Origin of the sequence: Streptomyces sp. FH025, assembly GCF_017427025.1 — a bacterium.
Classification (GTDB): Bacteria; Actinomycetota; Actinomycetes; order Streptomycetales; family Streptomycetaceae; genus Kitasatospora.
The window spans coordinates 1-15710 of sequence record NZ_JAFLNG010000107.1; the positions used below are offsets into that span (position 1 = coordinate 1).

The 15710-nt window shown below is 71.8% G+C and carries 15 protein-coding genes and 1 pseudogene; 4 read left to right on the plus strand and 12 right to left on the minus strand.

Features of this window, described 5'->3' with window-relative positions; all coding sequences use genetic code 11:
- A pseudogene (locus J0670_RS10900) lies at positions 1-486 on the minus strand (galactose-1-phosphate uridylyltransferase); the annotation flags it as partial.
- A gap of 161 nt (positions 487-647) precedes the next feature.
- On the opposite strand from J0670_RS10900, the gene J0670_RS10905 reads away from it, so the two are divergent.
- Entirely contained in the window at positions 648-1457 is an 810-nt protein-coding gene (locus tag J0670_RS10905; RefSeq protein WP_207811282.1) for a DeoR/GlpR family DNA-binding transcription regulator, read from the plus strand.
- On the opposite strand, the gene J0670_RS10910 is transcribed toward J0670_RS10905, so the two are convergent.
- From J0670_RS10910 to J0670_RS10940, 7 genes are all read right to left on the minus strand, one after another.
- A complete protein-coding gene (locus J0670_RS10910; protein WP_207811283.1) occupies positions 1454-2473 on the minus strand; it encodes a LacI family DNA-binding transcriptional regulator in 1020 nt (339 codons plus the stop codon). The two genes, J0670_RS10905 and J0670_RS10910, sit on opposite strands and share 4 nt — an antisense overlap.
- Before the next feature lie 64 nt (positions 2474-2537).
- Entirely contained in the window at positions 2538-4250 is a 1713-nt protein-coding gene (locus J0670_RS10915) for a glycoside hydrolase family 36 protein (protein ID WP_207811284.1), read from the minus strand.
- Between the two features lie 2 nt (positions 4251-4252).
- The gene (locus J0670_RS10920; protein WP_307806470.1) at positions 4253-5092 is read right to left on the minus strand and encodes a carbohydrate ABC transporter permease; all 840 of its coding nucleotides are present in this window, start codon (positions 5090-5092) and stop codon (positions 4253-4255) included.
- Positions 5089-6012: a carbohydrate ABC transporter permease gene (locus J0670_RS10925; protein ID WP_207811285.1), complete on the minus strand. Its 924-nt coding sequence runs from the start codon at positions 6010-6012 to the stop codon at positions 5089-5091. The genes J0670_RS10920 and J0670_RS10925 overlap by 4 nt, the downstream gene beginning before the upstream one ends.
- Positions 6009-7352 (minus strand): extracellular solute-binding protein, encoded by a 1344-nt coding sequence (locus J0670_RS10930; protein WP_207811286.1) that lies wholly within the window; start codon positions 7350-7352, stop codon positions 6009-6011. Before J0670_RS10930 ends, J0670_RS10925 begins: the two co-directional genes overlap by 4 nt.
- 201 nt (positions 7353-7553) lie before the next feature.
- Positions 7554-8780: a radical SAM protein gene (locus J0670_RS10935; protein ID WP_207811287.1), complete on the minus strand. Its 1227-nt coding sequence runs from the start codon at positions 8778-8780 to the stop codon at positions 7554-7556.
- A gap of 24 nt (positions 8781-8804) precedes the next feature.
- Entirely contained in the window at positions 8805-9539 is a 735-nt protein-coding gene (locus tag J0670_RS10940) for a hypothetical protein (RefSeq protein ID WP_207811288.1), read from the minus strand.
- A gap of 419 nt (positions 9540-9958) precedes the next feature.
- Between J0670_RS10940 and J0670_RS10945 the strand changes: the two genes are divergently transcribed.
- Positions 9959-10672, plus strand: coding sequence for an alpha/beta fold hydrolase (locus J0670_RS10945; RefSeq protein ID WP_207811289.1), 714 nt, complete (start codon positions 9959-9961; stop codon positions 10670-10672).
- 16 nt (positions 10673-10688) lie between these two features.
- On the plus strand, positions 10689-11468 hold the full coding sequence (locus J0670_RS10950) for a class I SAM-dependent methyltransferase (RefSeq protein ID WP_207811290.1): 780 nt from the start codon (positions 10689-10691) through the stop codon (positions 11466-11468).
- Positions 11469-11481: 13 nt separating this feature from the next.
- Here J0670_RS10950 and J0670_RS10955 read toward each other — a convergent pair whose 3' ends face one another.
- The 3 genes from J0670_RS10955 to J0670_RS10965 all read right to left on the minus strand — a co-directional run bounded on the left by J0670_RS10955 (position 11482) and on the right by J0670_RS10965 (position 14267).
- Entirely contained in the window at positions 11482-12273 is a 792-nt protein-coding gene (locus J0670_RS10955; RefSeq protein ID WP_207811291.1) for a DUF2785 domain-containing protein, read from the minus strand.
- 76 nt (positions 12274-12349) lie between these two features.
- Positions 12350-12793, minus strand: coding sequence for a MarR family winged helix-turn-helix transcriptional regulator (locus J0670_RS10960; RefSeq protein ID WP_207811292.1), 444 nt, complete (start codon positions 12791-12793; stop codon positions 12350-12352).
- A 109-nt stretch (positions 12794-12902) separates the two neighbouring features.
- On the minus strand, positions 12903-14267 hold the full coding sequence (locus J0670_RS10965) for a DUF3533 domain-containing protein (RefSeq protein WP_207811293.1): 1365 nt from the start codon (positions 14265-14267) through the stop codon (positions 12903-12905).
- 271 nt (positions 14268-14538) lie between these two features.
- On the opposite strand from J0670_RS10965, the gene J0670_RS10970 reads away from it, so the two are divergent.
- Entirely contained in the window at positions 14539-15231 is a 693-nt protein-coding gene (locus J0670_RS10970; protein WP_207811294.1) for a MerR family transcriptional regulator, read from the plus strand.
- Positions 15232-15295: 64 nt separating this feature from the next.
- Here the strand turns inward: J0670_RS10970 and J0670_RS10975 are convergent.
- On the minus strand, positions 15296-15710 hold a 415-nt coding region (locus J0670_RS10975), incomplete at its 5' end, for an isochorismatase family protein (protein WP_207811295.1).

Sequence of the window (15710 nt, forward strand, 5' to 3'; positions counted from 1 at the left end):
CCAGGCGTCGAGGACGAGCCGGGCGCGGCCGGGGGTGAGGTCGGCGAAGGCGGCGTCGTGGTCGGCGGTGAAGCAGACCACCTCGCAGCGTCCGGTGCCCGGGCCGCTGGTCCACAGGCCGTCGGCGTCCGGCGAGACGGGCGGGGCGGTCGCTCCGGCCAGCGAGGGGAAGCGGTTCTCGAAGACGGCCACCTGGTAGTCGGCGGCCGGGATCTCGCTGAGCCGCCCGTCCCCGGACGGGCAGAGCGGGCACTCCTCAGCCGGGGGCTGGTAGGTGCGGGCCTGGCGGTGGGCCGCGATGGTGACCCAGGCTCCGGTGGCCGGGTCGAGCCGCACCTCCGAGCCGTGGGACGCCGGGTCGAGCGGCCGCCGGTCGACGGTGTCCCGGGGCGCGGCGGCGCCGCTGTCGTAGTAGATGAGCTGCCGCCCGTCCGCGAGCGTGGTCACGGTCTTGACGGTGGGCTGGGTCAGGGTCGTCCCGGCCATGGCCTTCTTCCTCTGCGCGACGCCATTAGAATCAACTAGAATCAACAGAAAGCTACAATCTCAAACATTATCCATCAGAACCACGCCTCGAAAGTGCCGAGAGCGCCGAAAGCGTCGAGAGCGCCGAGAGCGTCGAGAGCGTCGAGTCGGAGGAGGCCCAGATGGCCGACAGCGCCCAACCCCTCGCCGGGCAGCGTCGCGTACTGATCCTGGAGCGGATCCGCGCACTCGGCGGGGTCCGGGTCGCCGAGCTGGTCCGGGAGCTGGGCGTGTCCGACATGACGATCCGCCGCGACCTGGACGCCCTGGCCCGGCGCGGCCTGGTGCACAAGGTGCACGGCGGCGCGGTGCGGACGGAGGCGGCCGTCACCGGCGAGCCCGGCTTCGAGGCCAAGGCGGGCTGGGAGCAGCCCGCCAAGGAGGCGATCGCCCGGGCGGCCGCCGCGCTGGTGCAGCCCGGTTCGGCGGTCGGGCTGGCGGCCGGGACGACCACCTACGCGGTCGCCCGGCAGCTGCGCGCCGTCGAGGGGCTCACCGTCGTCACCAACTCCCTGCGGATCGCCGAGCTGCTGGAGCAGCCGGACGAGGACGGCACGCCGAGCACCGCGACGGTGATCCGCACCGGCGGCGTCCGAACGCCCTCGGACGCCCTGGTCGGGCCGGTGGCCGACCAGGCGATCCGCTCCCTGCACGTGAACGTGCTGATCCTGGGCTGCCACGGCCTGTCCGACGCGACCGGGCTGACCACCCCGAACCTGGCCGAGGCGGAGACCAACCGCACCTTCATCCGCTCCGCCCGCCGGCTGGTCGTGGTGGCCGACCACACCAAGTGGGGCGCGGTCGGTCTGGCCTCCTTCGCCGCGTTGGACCAGGTGGACGTGCTGGTCACCGACGAGGAACTCCCCGAACAGCAACGGGAAGCGGCGGAGCGACTGGTCGGCGAGCTGATCATCACACCCGCCATCGACTAGCCACTGCTCCCCCGCACCACCAGCTCCGCGGTCAGCTCCACCCCCGCCGCCGGCACCGCCGCCCCGCGCACCTGGTCGAGCAGCCGCCCGACCAGCGCCGCAGCGATCACCCGCAGCGGCAGCCGCACCGAGGTCAGCGCGGGGTGCAGGTGCCGGCAGAGCGGGGTGTCGTGGAAGCCGGTGACCGCGACCCCGCCGGGACCGACCGCCAGCCCCTCCGCCCGCACCGCCTCGTACGCGTCCAGCGCCAGCAGGTCGCTGCCCGCCGCGAAGGCGGTCGGCCGGTCGGGGCCGTCCAGGCACGCCCGGACCGCCGCCACCTCCGGGCGCTCCGCCACCACCGCGGACAGCCCCAGCCGCCGGGCCTCCGCGAGGAAGCCCGCCCGCCGGGCCGCCATCCAGGGCAGTTCCTCCGCCGCCCCGAGGTAGCCGATCCGCCGGTGGCCGAGCGCCGCCAGGTGCCGCACCACCCCGGCCATCGCCTGGTCGTTGGCGATGTCCACCCAGTGCTGCGGCTGCCCCGGCGCCGTCCGCCCGAAGCTGACGAAGGGCAGACCGAGACCGGCCACGTGCGCGATCCGGGCGTCCTCGCTCAGCACGTCCGCCAGCACCAGCCCGTCCACCTGCCGGGCCGCCACCAGTTCGTCGATGGCGGCCACCGGGTCCGAGGCGGGCGGGGTGGGGCGGAACAGCAGCACCCGCAGGCCCTGTTCCCCGGCCGCGTCGACCAGGGCCTCCAGGAAGCCGGCCATGAGCGGGTTGGGGTCGAGCGGGTCGTCCACCGGGGCCAGGTAGCCGATGGTGCGCCGGGCGCCGCTGCGCAGCGCCCGGGCCGACTGGTCGGGCTGGTAGCCGAGTTCGCGGATCGCCGCCGTCACCCGCTCCAGCGTCTCCGGGCGGACCCGGTGCGGGGCGTTGAGCGCGTTGGAGACGGTCTGCCGGGAGACCCCGGCCGCGCGGGCGACCTCCTCGATGGTGGTGGCGCCACGACGCGGCCGGCGCGGTCCCTCGGGCATGCGGTCTCCTCCAGGCGTGGACACGGGTGACGCGGCATCACTGGCTCGGCATCACAAGGCGTGGTTACGGACGGCGCAGCGTCAACAGCCCGCCGCGCGGCACCAGGATGCCGTCCGCCCGGTCGAGTTCGACCTCGCCCTGGCGCACGATACGCCCTCGGGCGTCCTGCACGGTGGCGGTCGCCGTCCCGTCGGCGCCGGTCAGCCGGACCACCGGGTCGGCGTCCGCGTTGGCGACCAGCAGGGTGCGCCACCCCTCGCCCGAGGCGTCCACCGGCAGCGCCGCGTAGCGGGCCACCGCCACGGTGTCGGCGCCGAGGGCGGTCACCATCGGGTAGCCGAGGTCGGGCCGGGCCGGGCGCAGTTCGCCGAGCTGCAGGGTGTCCAGGTGCTCGCGGAAGACACCGAGCCAGAAGGCGATCGCCTCGCGCTGGGCCGGGCTCTGCGCCGCGAGGTCGACGGAGACCTGCGGCACGGAGAACAGCACGTTGATCAGGTGGCAGGCGACCTGCTCCGGCGGCTCGCCCGGGTGCCACATCAGCATGTCGGAGTGGACCGGCACCGGCCCGGCGGCGAGCCGGACGTCGACGGTGCGCTGCCGGTTCTCCTGCGGGCTGAGCGGGCAGTCGGTGGCCCGGATCATGGTGACGTACGGCCACAGGCCGGGGCTGACGTACGGCTGGCGGTACTCGACCATCGCCTCGGGGTCGGCGGCGGTGATCCGGCCGCGGATGGAGGCGAGCAGGCGCTCCACGCCCTCGTCGACGCTCGCGCAGTCCGCCTCGGGGCCGGCCTCGGGGGCGTCGGCGCGGGCGAACCAGTCGACGAAGTCGACCTTGAGGCCGTCCATGCCCCACTCCTCGACGGCGCGCACGAGGCGGTCGGTGAGGAACTCGCGGACCTCGGGGTAGCGCGGGTCGGCGACGATCGCGCCCATGTGGGCGGCGTCGGCGAGGGCGTAGCGGCCGAGCTTCTGGTACGCGGCGCTGTCCTTGCCGATGAACGGCACCGCGTACCAGAGCAGGTAGCGCACTCCGAGCTCGTGCACCCGCTCGACGTGGGCGGCGGTGTCGGGCAGCGAGACGGGCTCCCAGTCGCCGCAGTGGGCGTAGCCGCGGGTGCGGTCGGCGGTCATCCAGCCGTCGTCCACGATGATCACGTCCAGGCCGAGCGGCTTGCCGAGGGCCGCCTGGGTCTCGACGCGCTCGGGCGAGACGTCCTGGTGCATCGAGTACCAGGTGGAGTAGGCGGGCCGGCGGGCGGCGTCGGGGATGTCGACGGTGCGGCCGCTCCCCCACCAGGCGGTGAGGTCCGCCAGGCAGCGGCCGAAGTGCCGCCGCGAGGTGTCGATCCGTACGGTGAGCCGGCCCTCGGCCTGGGCCCAGAAGCGGAATTCGCCGGTCTCCTCGACGACTCCGGCCCCGGCCAGCACGTCGGGGCGCTCGGCCGCGAAGGCGCACAGCGCGACGTCGCCGGTGCCGACCAGCGCGGCGATCGGCGCACCGTTGGCGAGGCTGGTGCGGCGCGGGGCGCTCCAGGCGGCGGGCAGCCAGCCGGTGCCGCGCGGCTCGGGGGTCCAGAAGGCGGTGGCGTCCACGCAGGGCACCCGCCACTCGATCCGCACCGGTCCGGAGCCCTCGGCCGTCACCTCCACGACGCCGTCGCCGACCCCCCGGGCGGTGCCCGTGCCGCTGACCCGCAGGTCCAGCCCGTCGGCGTGCAGCGGGCGCAGGCCGCCGCCGGCGGTGGGGGCGTGCGGTTCCCAGATCTCGGTCATGCTCAGCCTTTCGTGGCGCCGGCCAGCAGGCCGGAGATGAACTGCCGCTGGAGGACCAGGAAGAGGACCATCATCGGCAGGGTGGACAGCGCGGTGCCGGAGAGGATCGCGCCGTAGTCGGTGGTGCTCTGGTTGCCGTGCAGGGTCGCGAGGGCGACCGGCAGGGTGTGCATCTCGGGGCTGCGCAGGGCGATCAGCGGCCAGACGAACTGGTTCCAGGAGCCCAGGAAGAGGAAGATCGACAGGGCCGCCAGCACCGGCCGCATGACCGGCACCACCACGCTCCACAGCACCCGGAACTCGCCCGCGCCGTCGACCCGCGCGGCGTCCAGGAGTTCGTCCGGGAGGCTGCTCAGCGACTGCCGCATCAGGAAGATGGCGAAGGGCACGCACAGCCCGGGCAGGATGAGCGCCTGGTAGGAGTCGAGCAGGCCGAAGCTCATCATCATCTTGAACAGCGGTACCAGCATGACCTGTTCGGGCACCACGAGGGTGGAGAGCAGCAGCCCGAACAGCAGGGTGCGGCCCCGGAAGCGGAACTTGGCGAAGGCGTAGCCCGCGAGCAGGGCGACGACCAGCGCTCCGAGCGTCTGGACGCCCGCCACCAGCAGGGTGTTGCCGAGCACCCGCAGCAGGCCGACCTTCTGGTCGAGCCGGTGGAGGTTGTCGCCGAAGTGTCCGCCGGGCAGCAGCTTCGGCGGCCAGTCGAAGATCTCGGTGTCCTTGCGGGTGATGGCCATGATCAGCCAGTAGAACGGGCCGACGGACAGGCCGGTGACGGCCGCGAGCAGGAAGGTCAGCGGCCAGCCGCGCAGCTTCTTGAGGTTCACCGGGAGGTTCACTTGTCCTTCTCCCCCATCAGGCGCATCTGCACCGCGCCGAGCACCGAGACCAGCAGGGTGAGCGCGTAGGCGATGGCGGAGGCGTAGCCGAAGTCGAAGTACCGGAAGCCGTTCTGGTACAGGTACATGGAGACGGTCAGGGTCGCGTTGTCCGGGCCGCCTCCGGTCAACACGTACGGCTCGTCGAACAGTTGGAGCGTGCCGATGGTGGAGAGCACGACCGTGAAGAGCAGCACCGGGCGCAGCGCGGGGACGGTGATCGCGGTGAAGCGCCGGATCGGTCCGGCACCGTCGACCATCGCGGCCTCGTACAGTTCCTTGGGAATGGACTGGAGGCCGGCCAGGTAGATGACGGCGTTGTAGCCGGTGTAGTGCCAGGTGAGCACCAGGACGACGGCCATCCGGGCCCAGAACGGCTGCCCGAGCCAGTCGACGCCGGACAGGCCGACGGCCTCCAGCACCCGGTTGACCGCGCCGTTGTCGGTGTTGAGCAGGAAGGAGAACATCACGCCGGTGGCGACGAGTCCGGTGACGGACGGCATGAAGACGCCGAGGCGCCACACCGCGCGCCAGCGCACCAGGGCGGAGTTGATGCCGACGGCCATCAGCAGGGCGAGCCCGAGCATCAGCGGGACCTGCACGACGAGGATCTCGCCGGTGTTGCGCAGGGCCGTCCAGAACAGCGGATCGTCCAGCAGGCGGCGGTAGTTGGCGACTCCGGCGGAGCGGGTGGCGCTGCCGGAGCCGGTGGTGAAGGAGAGCAGCAGCGAGTCGATGATCGGGTAGGCCTTGAACACGCCGAAGGTGATCAGGGCCGGGGCGAGCAGCACGTACGGCAGGGCGGTGCGGCGCCACCGGGCGTTGCGGCGCGTCCGCGCGGCGTCCTTGCCCAGGGCGAGGGGCGGGGCGGTGGCGGTCATGCGATGGTGCGCCCGGTCTGCTGGGCGAGCTGCTTGGCGGCGTCCTGGAGGACGGAGGCCGGGTCTCCGCCCTTGAGGAAGACCTTGGTCTGGGCGTCGCTGGCGAGCTTGAGCGCGCGGGCGTAGTCGCCGGAGAAGTTGGTGGGGTCGCCGCCGTCGGTGGCGAGTTCGGCGAAGGTCTTCAGCGGGGACTCGCCGCCGAAGTAGGCGCTCGGCTTGGCGTACATCGGGTCGGGGTAGGCCTCGGTGAGAGCGGGGAAGACGCCGCCGGCGTCGAACATGGCGTTGACGGAGGCGGGTCGGGTGAGCGCGTACTCGACGAACTTCCAGGCGGCGCGGCGGCGCGGGCTGGAGCCGGAGACGGCCAGGTGGGTGGAGTTGACCAGGGCGGTGCGCTTGCCGCCGGGGGTGACCGCCGGGGGCTTGGCGAGACGCCAGTTGCCGCTCTGGTCGGGGAACTTGGTCTCGATGTAGTGCGCGCCCCAGGCGGGGATCGGGGCGACGGCGAGCTTTCCGGCCTTCATCAGGTTGCGCCAGCCCTGGTCGCCGGAGGCGTCGCCGATCAGCCCGGCGTCGTGCAGGCGCTTGACGACGGTCATGGCGCGCACGGCCGGCTCCGAGCCCATGGTGACCTTGCCCTGGAGGTCGAAGTAGAAGGCGCCCTGGAGCTGCATCAGGGACTGGAGGAAGTCGAGGTCGGGGTCGGGGTTGGCGGTCTTGTTGATGCCGATCAGGAAGGTGTCGGGGTTGGCGGCCTTGTAGCGGTCGGCGACGGCGATCAGGTCGTCCCAGGTGGCGATGGCGGCGATGTCGATGCCGGCCTTGTCGAAGTAGTCCTTGCGGTAGAAGAAGCCGAGCGGGTTGACCTCCCAGGGCAGCGCGTAGGCGTGGCCGTCCTTGCCGGTGATGGTCGGCCACAGGCCCTTGGCGAACTTGTCCTTGTGCGCGTCGGCGCCGTAGGCGGAGAGGTCGGCGAGGCCGCCGGGGAACTTCTCCTGGTAGCCGGGCAGGTAGTCGCAGCCGATGTGCAGGACGTCGCCGAGGCCCTGGCCGCCGGCCGCCAGGCCGACGGTGATCTTGTCCCAGATGGCGGGGTTGCCGATGTCCTGGACGTCGACCTTGATGCCCGGGTTGTCCTTCTCGAAGGCCGGGACGACGGCGCGCAGGGCGGCGGCGGCCGTGGCCCAGGACCAGACGGTGATCGTGCCGGTGTCGGCGTCCCCACCCGAGGCGCCGCCCGAGCCGGAATCGCCGCAGGCGGCGAGGGCGCCACCGGCGGCGAGGGCCAACAGGCCGGCTCCGGAGGCACGGAACAGGTCGCGACGGGAAAGGTGTGACATTGCATTCCTCTCTGCGGGGTGGCGAGGATCGAGAAGGCGGCAAAGGGGTGGGGGTCGATGTCCAGTTGATTTGAACGTTCAAACACACAAAACAAACCAGAACCGAACATGCTCGAACGAGCGGACACAGCAAACGCCCACCCTCCCCACGGCGTCAAGACCTGAGCACCGGGAGGGTGGGCGTTTGAAACCGTTCCGTTATCAGCCCCGCGCGGCAGCCGGCGGCTCGAACACCGTTCCCGGGGTGACCGGGATCCCTCGGGACATGGCCTCGAAGTCCAGGATCGGGTGGGTCAGGATCTCCTCGACCTCGTCGGTCAGCAGGTTGCCCAGGATGAACTCCTCCTCCGCGCCCGACCCGAAGGTGACCACCTGCCCGCTCGACTGGATCATCCAGTTCAGCAGCTCCCGCTCACTGCTCTCCGCGAGGTGGATCTCCCGGCCGGGGTGGTCGCGCCGGATCCCGTCCACGACCGCACGGACGTCCTCCACCGCCACGCCGAGCCTGCGCACCGTGGCCGGCGACGCCCGCCGGCCCCACCACTGGAAGATCACCCACTGCGCCACCGACGGGTGCGACAGGACCTCGGCGGCGAGCTCCGGCAGCTGGTGGAGGTTCGCGGCACTCGCCACGGTGTGCACCCGCACCCGGTCGAACCCCTCGGCGTCGCACAGCGCGAGGGACTCCAGGAGAGCCTGGTGGAGGCTGCCGTCCGGACTGCGGCGGAAGGCGCGCTGCACGTCCGCGGTGACGGCGTCCAGCGGCAGCCGCAGCGAGGACAGCCCCCGGAGCCGGGAGAGCTTCTCGGCGGTGAGCGTGTAGCCGGTGGTGTCGAGGCCGACCTTGAGGCCGGCGGCGATGGCGCGGTCGACCACGTCGAAGATCGGCGGCCACAGCAGCGGGTCGCCGCCCGCCAGGACCAGGTCGGTGGTCCCGTGCGCGGCCAGCTTCGCGATGATCCGCTCGGCCTGGGGGAAGTCGATCTGCTCGGCGGCGAACGGGTTGTAGCAGCCCTGACAGGACATCGGACAGCGGTTGTTGATCGACCAGTTGACCCGCCGGACGTACCGGCCGGTACGTGGCCGGTCGGCCCGGGCGCGGATCCCGGCCACGAGCTGCGCGAGGCGCCGGGCCTGCGGAAGGGTGGCGTCGACGAGCAGGTCCCCGGCCCGCTCGACGGCGGCCGCGGTGGCGTTGTTCTGGAGCAGGAGGAAGGCCAGGCGCCAGCGCATGGTCTCGTCCGCCGGGTCCTGGCGTAGGGCGTGTTCGACCCGCTCGGTCAGGGCGCCGAGGTAGCCGGGGTTGAAGTTGGCGGGCTCCAGGCGCCGTTGGAAGTCGTCGGCGATCGACCCGCGTTCCAGGGACCGGTCGTAGCCGGCCCGGAGCGGGTGCGGGGGCAGGATCTCCACGTGCTGCCGAGTGGACAATGCGGTGCTCTCCGTAGGGGTCGATCAGTGCGGGACGGACGGCAGCAGGATGACCATCGAGTCGGCGGACGACAGGCCCATGCTCTCGACGAAGACCGCGTCGCGGACGAGTTGCGCGATGTCGGGGTGGGTGGGGGCGGCGAGGTAGCGGGCGGTGGATTCGAGCGGGGTGATGTCGCGGTTGACGATCAGGGTCCGCAGCACTCGCGGCAGGTTGTCGAAATCGTCGCGCACCTCCTTCAGATCGAACCGGTCCGCCAACCGCGTCGCGGCCCTACGGGCCTTGGCCAGGTTGGTCGTCGGGTCCAGGGCAGTCGCCTTGGCGAGGTAGTAGGGGACGGGCTGCATCATCCAGGCGAGCGCCACACGCGGGTCGTCCTCGTCGTGGCCGGGGTAGTCGAAGGCCTCCGGCCCGAGCCCGAGGCCGTCACAGAACCACTCGGGCCGCATGCTGATCCGGTAGTGGGCGTGGCCGGCGAGCCGGAACGCCGAGAGCCTGGCGATGACGGACGTCGTCTCGATCCGGAAGGCGTCGGAGATCCGCCGCATCTTCCACCCCAGCACGGCCCGCGTTTCCGGTACGTCGGCGTCGTCGGCCACGACGTGGATCAGGTCGAGGTTGGAGACGATGTCGCCGGTGGGCCCGGTGCGGTGGTCGCCCCGGGCGAGGGAGCCGGTCGCCGCTACGGACATGTCCGTCACGTCCGCGAACTCGTGGGCCAGTTCCTGGAACAGCAGGGGGAGGTCTTCTGGTCTCACGCGCCTCTTCCAAATCTGGCTGTACACCGATGAGTTGGGATTCAGTCGCGCAGCCTAACAGCGAGCGAACACAAATGGTCGCGTTTGCAACACATATCTCACACACCCCGGCTGACTAACCAACACAAGTAGCACTTATTCGGCCACTTCGCGAGTGGCAAAGCGACCGCCCCCACCGCGCCGAAGCGGTAGAAACGGTGGGCGATCTCCCCTTCAGCCCGAGGCCCGAACTGCTCGGCGAGACAGGCGGCCTGGCCGGCGCCCAACGGAAGCAGGGCGAGGCCGGCCCGGCGCGAGAAGTCGGCCCGGCCGACTTCTCGCGCAGCCTCCTCCCCAGGAGCCGGCCGCCGATGGTGCGGGGGCGCGCAGTATCGTCGGGAGTCCGGAATGCGGACGCTCGGACAACGGAGATACCGCGCATGAACGTTGACACTGACCGGCCGACCTTTCTGCTGGTCCACGGGGCCTGGCACGGTGCGTGGTGCTGGGAGCCGGTGCGCGCCGCGCTCGACGCGGACGGGTGGCGCTCCCATGCCGTCGACCTGCCCAGCGCCAATCCCCCGGCCGGTCGGCAGGCTGGAGCCCGCCCCGCGGGCATGCTGGACGACGCGGACACCATCCGGGACAGCCTTCGGCGCATCGGCGGCCCGACCATAGTGATCGCCCATTCCTACGGCGGCGTCCCCGCCACGGAGGCCGTCGCGGACGCCACGAACGTACTCGGGGTGGTCTACCTCGCCGGTTTCCAACTGGACGTCGGCGAGAGCATGTTCACGTTCCTCGGAGCGCCCTTGCCGGACGATGACACGGGCCACCTCCCGCCGTACGAGGACTCCCGGCAGACCCTCTTCGACGATGTCCCCGAGGCCGACGCGGACCGCGCCGTGGCCCGGCTGCGCCCGCAGAGCGTCCTGTCCCTCACGGAGCGGGTGACCAGGGCCGGTTGGCGCACCGTGCCCTCCAGCTACGTCGTCTGCGACCGCGACCAGTCACTCGAACCGTCCGAGCAACGCGAGCTCGCCAAGCGCGCCGGTTCCGTCCACCAACTGCCGAGCGGCCACTCGCCGTTCCTCTCCATGCCCCGCCAACTCGCCACCCTCCTGGGCCGGATCGCCACCACCGACCTCCGGTGACCGATAGGTTGGGAGCATGAGCGGACGCGAAGCTGACGGCAGTGCGGGGGACGCGGACTACGGCGCGATAGGCGGCGGGTACGCCACCTACCGGCAGCCGGACGCGAGGATCGAGCGGGTGATCGCCGCCGCTTTGGGCGGGGCCCGTACGGTGGTCAACGTCGGTGCCGGGGCGGGGTCGTACGAGTCGGCGACGCTGGAGGTGACGGCGGTCGAGCCGTCGGCCTCGATGCGCGCCCAGCGCCCCGCGCACCTGTCGCCCGCCGTCGACGCCGTCGCCGAACACCTGCCGTTCGGCGACGACGCGTTCGACGCGGCGATGACCACCTTCAGCGTGCACCAGTGGAGCGACTTCAAGGCGGGGCTGCGCGAGATGCGCCGAGTGGCACGGGGCCCCGCCGTCGTGCTGACCTGCGACCCGGCTCTCGTACGGGACTTCTGGCTGTACGAGTACGCGCCGGAGGTGCTGGACACCGAGGCCCGCCGTTACCCGGCCGTCGCGGACCTGACCGAGGCCCTCGGCGGGCACACGACGGTGACCTCGGTGCCGATCCCCGTCGACTGCACCGACGGCTTCAACGAGGCGTACTACGCGCGCCCCGAGATGCTGCTCGATCCCGGCGCCCGGCAGGCGTGTTCGGCGTGGAGCTTCGTCGACGAGCGGGCGCGCGAACGGTTCGCCGCGGATCTGCGACGGGACCTGGACAGCGGAGCCTGGGACGCCCGGTTCGGCGCCCTGCGGCAACAGCCGTTCTACGAGGGCTCGTTGGTGGTGATCAGGTCCGTCCCGGCCTGAAGCCCGCAGCCGCTCAGGCGAACGGGAACACCAGCCGCAGCACCTCGGCCAAGCGGCCCTTGACCGCGTCACCGTGAGCGAGCGGGACGGGGCGTCCGCCGCGCTCCGCGGACACGCCGAGGTCCGCCGTCACGTACAGGGCGCGCAGGGTGCGCACGGTGTTGGAGGCCCAGACCGGCATCGGCCCACGCTCGTACGGGGCGAGGGCGGTGCCGATCGCCGACAGCCAGGCCGTCGACCGCTCCGCCGTCAGGTCGGGGCGGATGAGGGTGAGGGCGATGGCCTTGGCGAGCCGGTCGTCCTCCCGTTCGGCGAACAGGTGGTCGGTCGGGGCGAGCAGGCGCTCGGTGGCGAGTACGAGCAGCGGTTCGGGGTCGACCTCGGGCCGTAGGCCGAAGGCCGCCAGCAGGTCCGCGCCGTGCGCCACGGCGTGCAGCCAGCCGAGCGTGTCGTCGCGGCCCCGCAGATCGGTCTCCGCGCGGTACCAGGCGGCGAACGCGTCGAGCCACTCGGGCCTGAGACTGCCCTGGCTCACGATCATCGCCAGGACGAGCGGGGCGAACGTCCTGGCCTGGATCTGCGGATCGCCGAACCGCTCCGCCATCAGATCGCCGAGCGCGAGCCGACGGTCGTGATCGATCACCCCGCGCCGGATCCAGGTGTCCAGGACCGCGTACGGGTATCCGTCCCTGACCTCCGGGTCGGGGTCGCGCAGGGCCTCCGCCAGCTCCGCCACCAGGTCGTCCAGTCGACGCCCCGGGGGAAGCCCGCAGTCGGTTTCGTAGATCTTGAGCCAATCCGTCACGGACGAGGACACTATCCGAACACGTCGAGCCCGTTCACCTGCATTTTCGCCGGGCGCGGCCAGCGCACGGACGGTCTTACGAGAGGTCGACAGGGCCGTCCAGTGAGCTTTCCAGGCGGTCGGCCAGCTTCGTGAGGACCAGGTGTTCGTCGGCGTCGAGCGTCGCCATCAACTCCTCCTCTGCCGCGTAGTAGTGGGCGAGGAGGCGGTCGACGAGGTCGACGCCGCGCTCGGTGAGCCTGAGGTGGATGATGCGGCGGTCGCCGTCATCGCGTTCCCGGGTGATCAGTCCCTCCTTCTCCAGTTTGTCCGCACGGATGGTCATTCCGGAGCAGGTGACCATGTCGAGGGCGGCCAGTTGGCCGGTGGTCAGCCGGTGGGAGGGGCCGGCCTGGCGCAGGGTGACGAGCATGGGGAAGTGGGCGGCGCTGAGCCCGCTCTCCTTGAGGACGGGCTCCAGTCGGGCCTTCCAGAGAGCGGCGATCCGGTAGAGGCGGCCGAGCGGTCGTAGGGGTGACACGGAGGCCTTCCAGTTGGTCGTTTGCCGGGGTGCACCGGCGGGGCTGCGTACGGCCTGCGGATCCGACGCCGGCGCGGTGCCGGCGTCGGATCCGTCCGTGCGGGGGGGGTCAGCCGGCCGGAGCGGGCTGCGGCGCCGCCGGGAGGGACGCGGTGGCGCGGTGCAGGCCCTTGCGGTCGTAGAACCGGGTGACCGCGAGGCCGAGGAGGAGGGAGACGGCGAAGCCGATGCCGACCATCGTCCAGGCGCGGCCGAGTCCGGCGTCGGCCTGCGCGTCGAAGTAGAGGATGGACCGGACGCCGTCGACGACCTGCCGGAAGGGCTCGAAGTCGGCCAGGAAGCGGTAGAAGCCGGGCAGCGCCTGCAACGGGATGGTGGCACCGGCGGACGGGACGGCCAGACCGATCAGCACGAGCATGGAGACGATGGGGCCCGGGGTGCCGAAGGCGGCGAGCAGGCCGAGAGCGGTGATGCCCATCGCGGCCGTGGCGCAGGTGCCGAAGATCCACAGCTGCGGCAGGTGGGCGGCGTCGATGCCGATGATGCCGACGGCCGCTGCCATGGCCAGCGCGGAGGTGAGCATCGACAGGACGACCATGAGGACCGAGCCGACCGCGAAGTGCCGTACCCGGCTGATGTGTTGCACGGGCTTGGCGGTGCGGAACGGGCCCTTGTCGTTGGCGGTGTAGCCGAGTGCGGTGTCCAGCTGGGTGTGGATCACGTTGGCGCCGAGCATGCCGCCCAGGACGAGGACGAGGGCGTAGAAGAACGCGCTCAGCCCGAGACCACTGTGCTGCCCGAGCGGGTGGCCCTCCTCGATCGTGGCCTTGACGGGGTCGGCGATCATCAGCTGCGCCGCCGCACCGGGCGCGGCGGGCTTGGCGACGGAGCCGGACGCGGCGGCCTTGGCCGCCTGCTGCGCGGCCTGCTGGCTCAGCTGCTGGGCGAGCTGCTGGCCCACCTGCGCGGAGGTCGTCCGGACGATCTCACGGTTGATCTCGGACGCCATGTTCGAGCCGAAGCTGCCGGCACCGGGGTTGGTCAGCACGGTCATGGTCGGCGGGTGCGGATCGCGCTGGCCGGGGCCCGCGAGGGCGGCCACGGAGGCGGAGAAGTCGTCCGGGATGACGAGCGCGCCGAACGCCTTGTTCTTGGCCAGGAGTTCGTCGGCGGTGCCGCGGTCGACCTCCTTCCAGGAGACCTTGCCCTTCAGGTCGGCGGACTGCGCGATCCGGGGAGCGATCTCCGCGCCCAGGTTGACCTGCTTCCCCGCGACCTGGGTGCCCTGGTCCGCGTTGACCAGCGCGATCGGCAGGTCCTTCATGGAGCCGACCGGGTCGTTGTTGGCGCCCAGGTACAGCAGCGACAGGACGAACGACAGCAGGCCGAGGATCAGCGCCGACGGCAGCCAGAGGCTCTTTCCGCGCAGCAGCCCGCGCGCGCTCGCCGTGAGCGCGTGGGTCGGCTCAGACATGCCGCCTCCCTCGGTGGCGCGACGTGACAGGGGCCTGCTCGTGGCGCCTGGTTCCGGTGGGGCGTGGGACTGGCATGGTGCTCCAGTTGCGGGGTCGCGCCGAAGGCGGCGCTCACGGTCCGATGGTGAAGGGGCTCCCGGCATCGCGGCTGGTCGGCCACCTATTGGAAACTTTCACTTTCCAACCAGATAGTGACACTATCGAACGCGTGGGTCCATTCGGGGGCCTGGGAGACTGGTCACACACCGAACAGTTCGAGCGAGTGAGCGCATGAGGATCTCCGACCTGAGCCGCCTGACCGGAACACCGGTCGGGACCATCAAGTACTACCTGCGGGAAGGCCTGCTGCCGCCCGGCCGATCCCTCGGCGCCACCCTGACCATGTACGGCGACGAACACGTCCAGCGCCTGCGCCTGATCCGCGCCCTGACCGCCCGCGGCGGCCTGTCCATCGCCGCCACCCGCGACGTCCTCACCGCGGTCGACCAGCCGCTCGAACCACTGGACACGCTCCGCGTCGTCCACTACGCCCTGCCCACCCCGGTCGACGCCGCCGAGACCGACGCGGTCGACGAGCAGGCTCCGCAGGTCGACCAGCTGCTGGACGCCATGGGATGGGAGATCTCCGAGGAGTCACCGCACCGCAAGGCGCTCGCCGCGAGCCTGATGGACCTCAGCCGCCTCGGCATGGAGTGCAGCACCGAGGAACTGTTGCCCTACGCCGAACTGGCCGCCGCAGCGGCCCGACTGGACTTCGACCGGATCGAAGGCATCGAGGGCCGTCTCCGACTCGCCGAGCACGCCGCGATCGTCGTCCTGCTCCTCGAACCCGTTCTGGCGGTCCTGCGACGCCTCGCCCAGGAGAACGAGTCCCACCACCGTCCGGGCTGGGCTCTCAGCACCGACGGCGCGGCCCGGCGGCCCACGGCGCGCCCGGCCGACGATCCGGACGAAGAGCGCTGAGCACCCCACCTGAACGCGGGTGCGCGAGAAGTCGGCCGGGCCGACTTCTCGCGCACCCGTTCCGCTAGCCGGCCCGCACGACCGGCGTGCCCGTCAGGTCCACCCCCGCGTCGCGCAGTTCACCGAGCGCCGAGGTCGTGGTGTCCGCCGCCACGCCCGCCGTGTAGTCCAGCAGGACGCGGGTGGCGAACCCGGCCTTGACTGCGTCCAGCGCGGTGGCCTTCACGCAGTGGTCGGTGGCGATGCCGACCACGTCCACGGCCTCCACGCCCCGGCCGCGCAGCCAGTCGGCGAGCGGGGTGCCGTCCGCGGTGAAGCCCTCGAAGCCGCTCTTGGAGGCCGAGTGGGCGCCCTTGAAGAACACCTCGTCCACCGCGCCGGCCTCGACGGCCGGTGCGAAGGCCGGATGGAACTCGCCGCCCTCGGTGCCCGCCACGCAGTGCGCCGGGAACGAGTCGTGGAAGTCCGGGTGCTCGGAG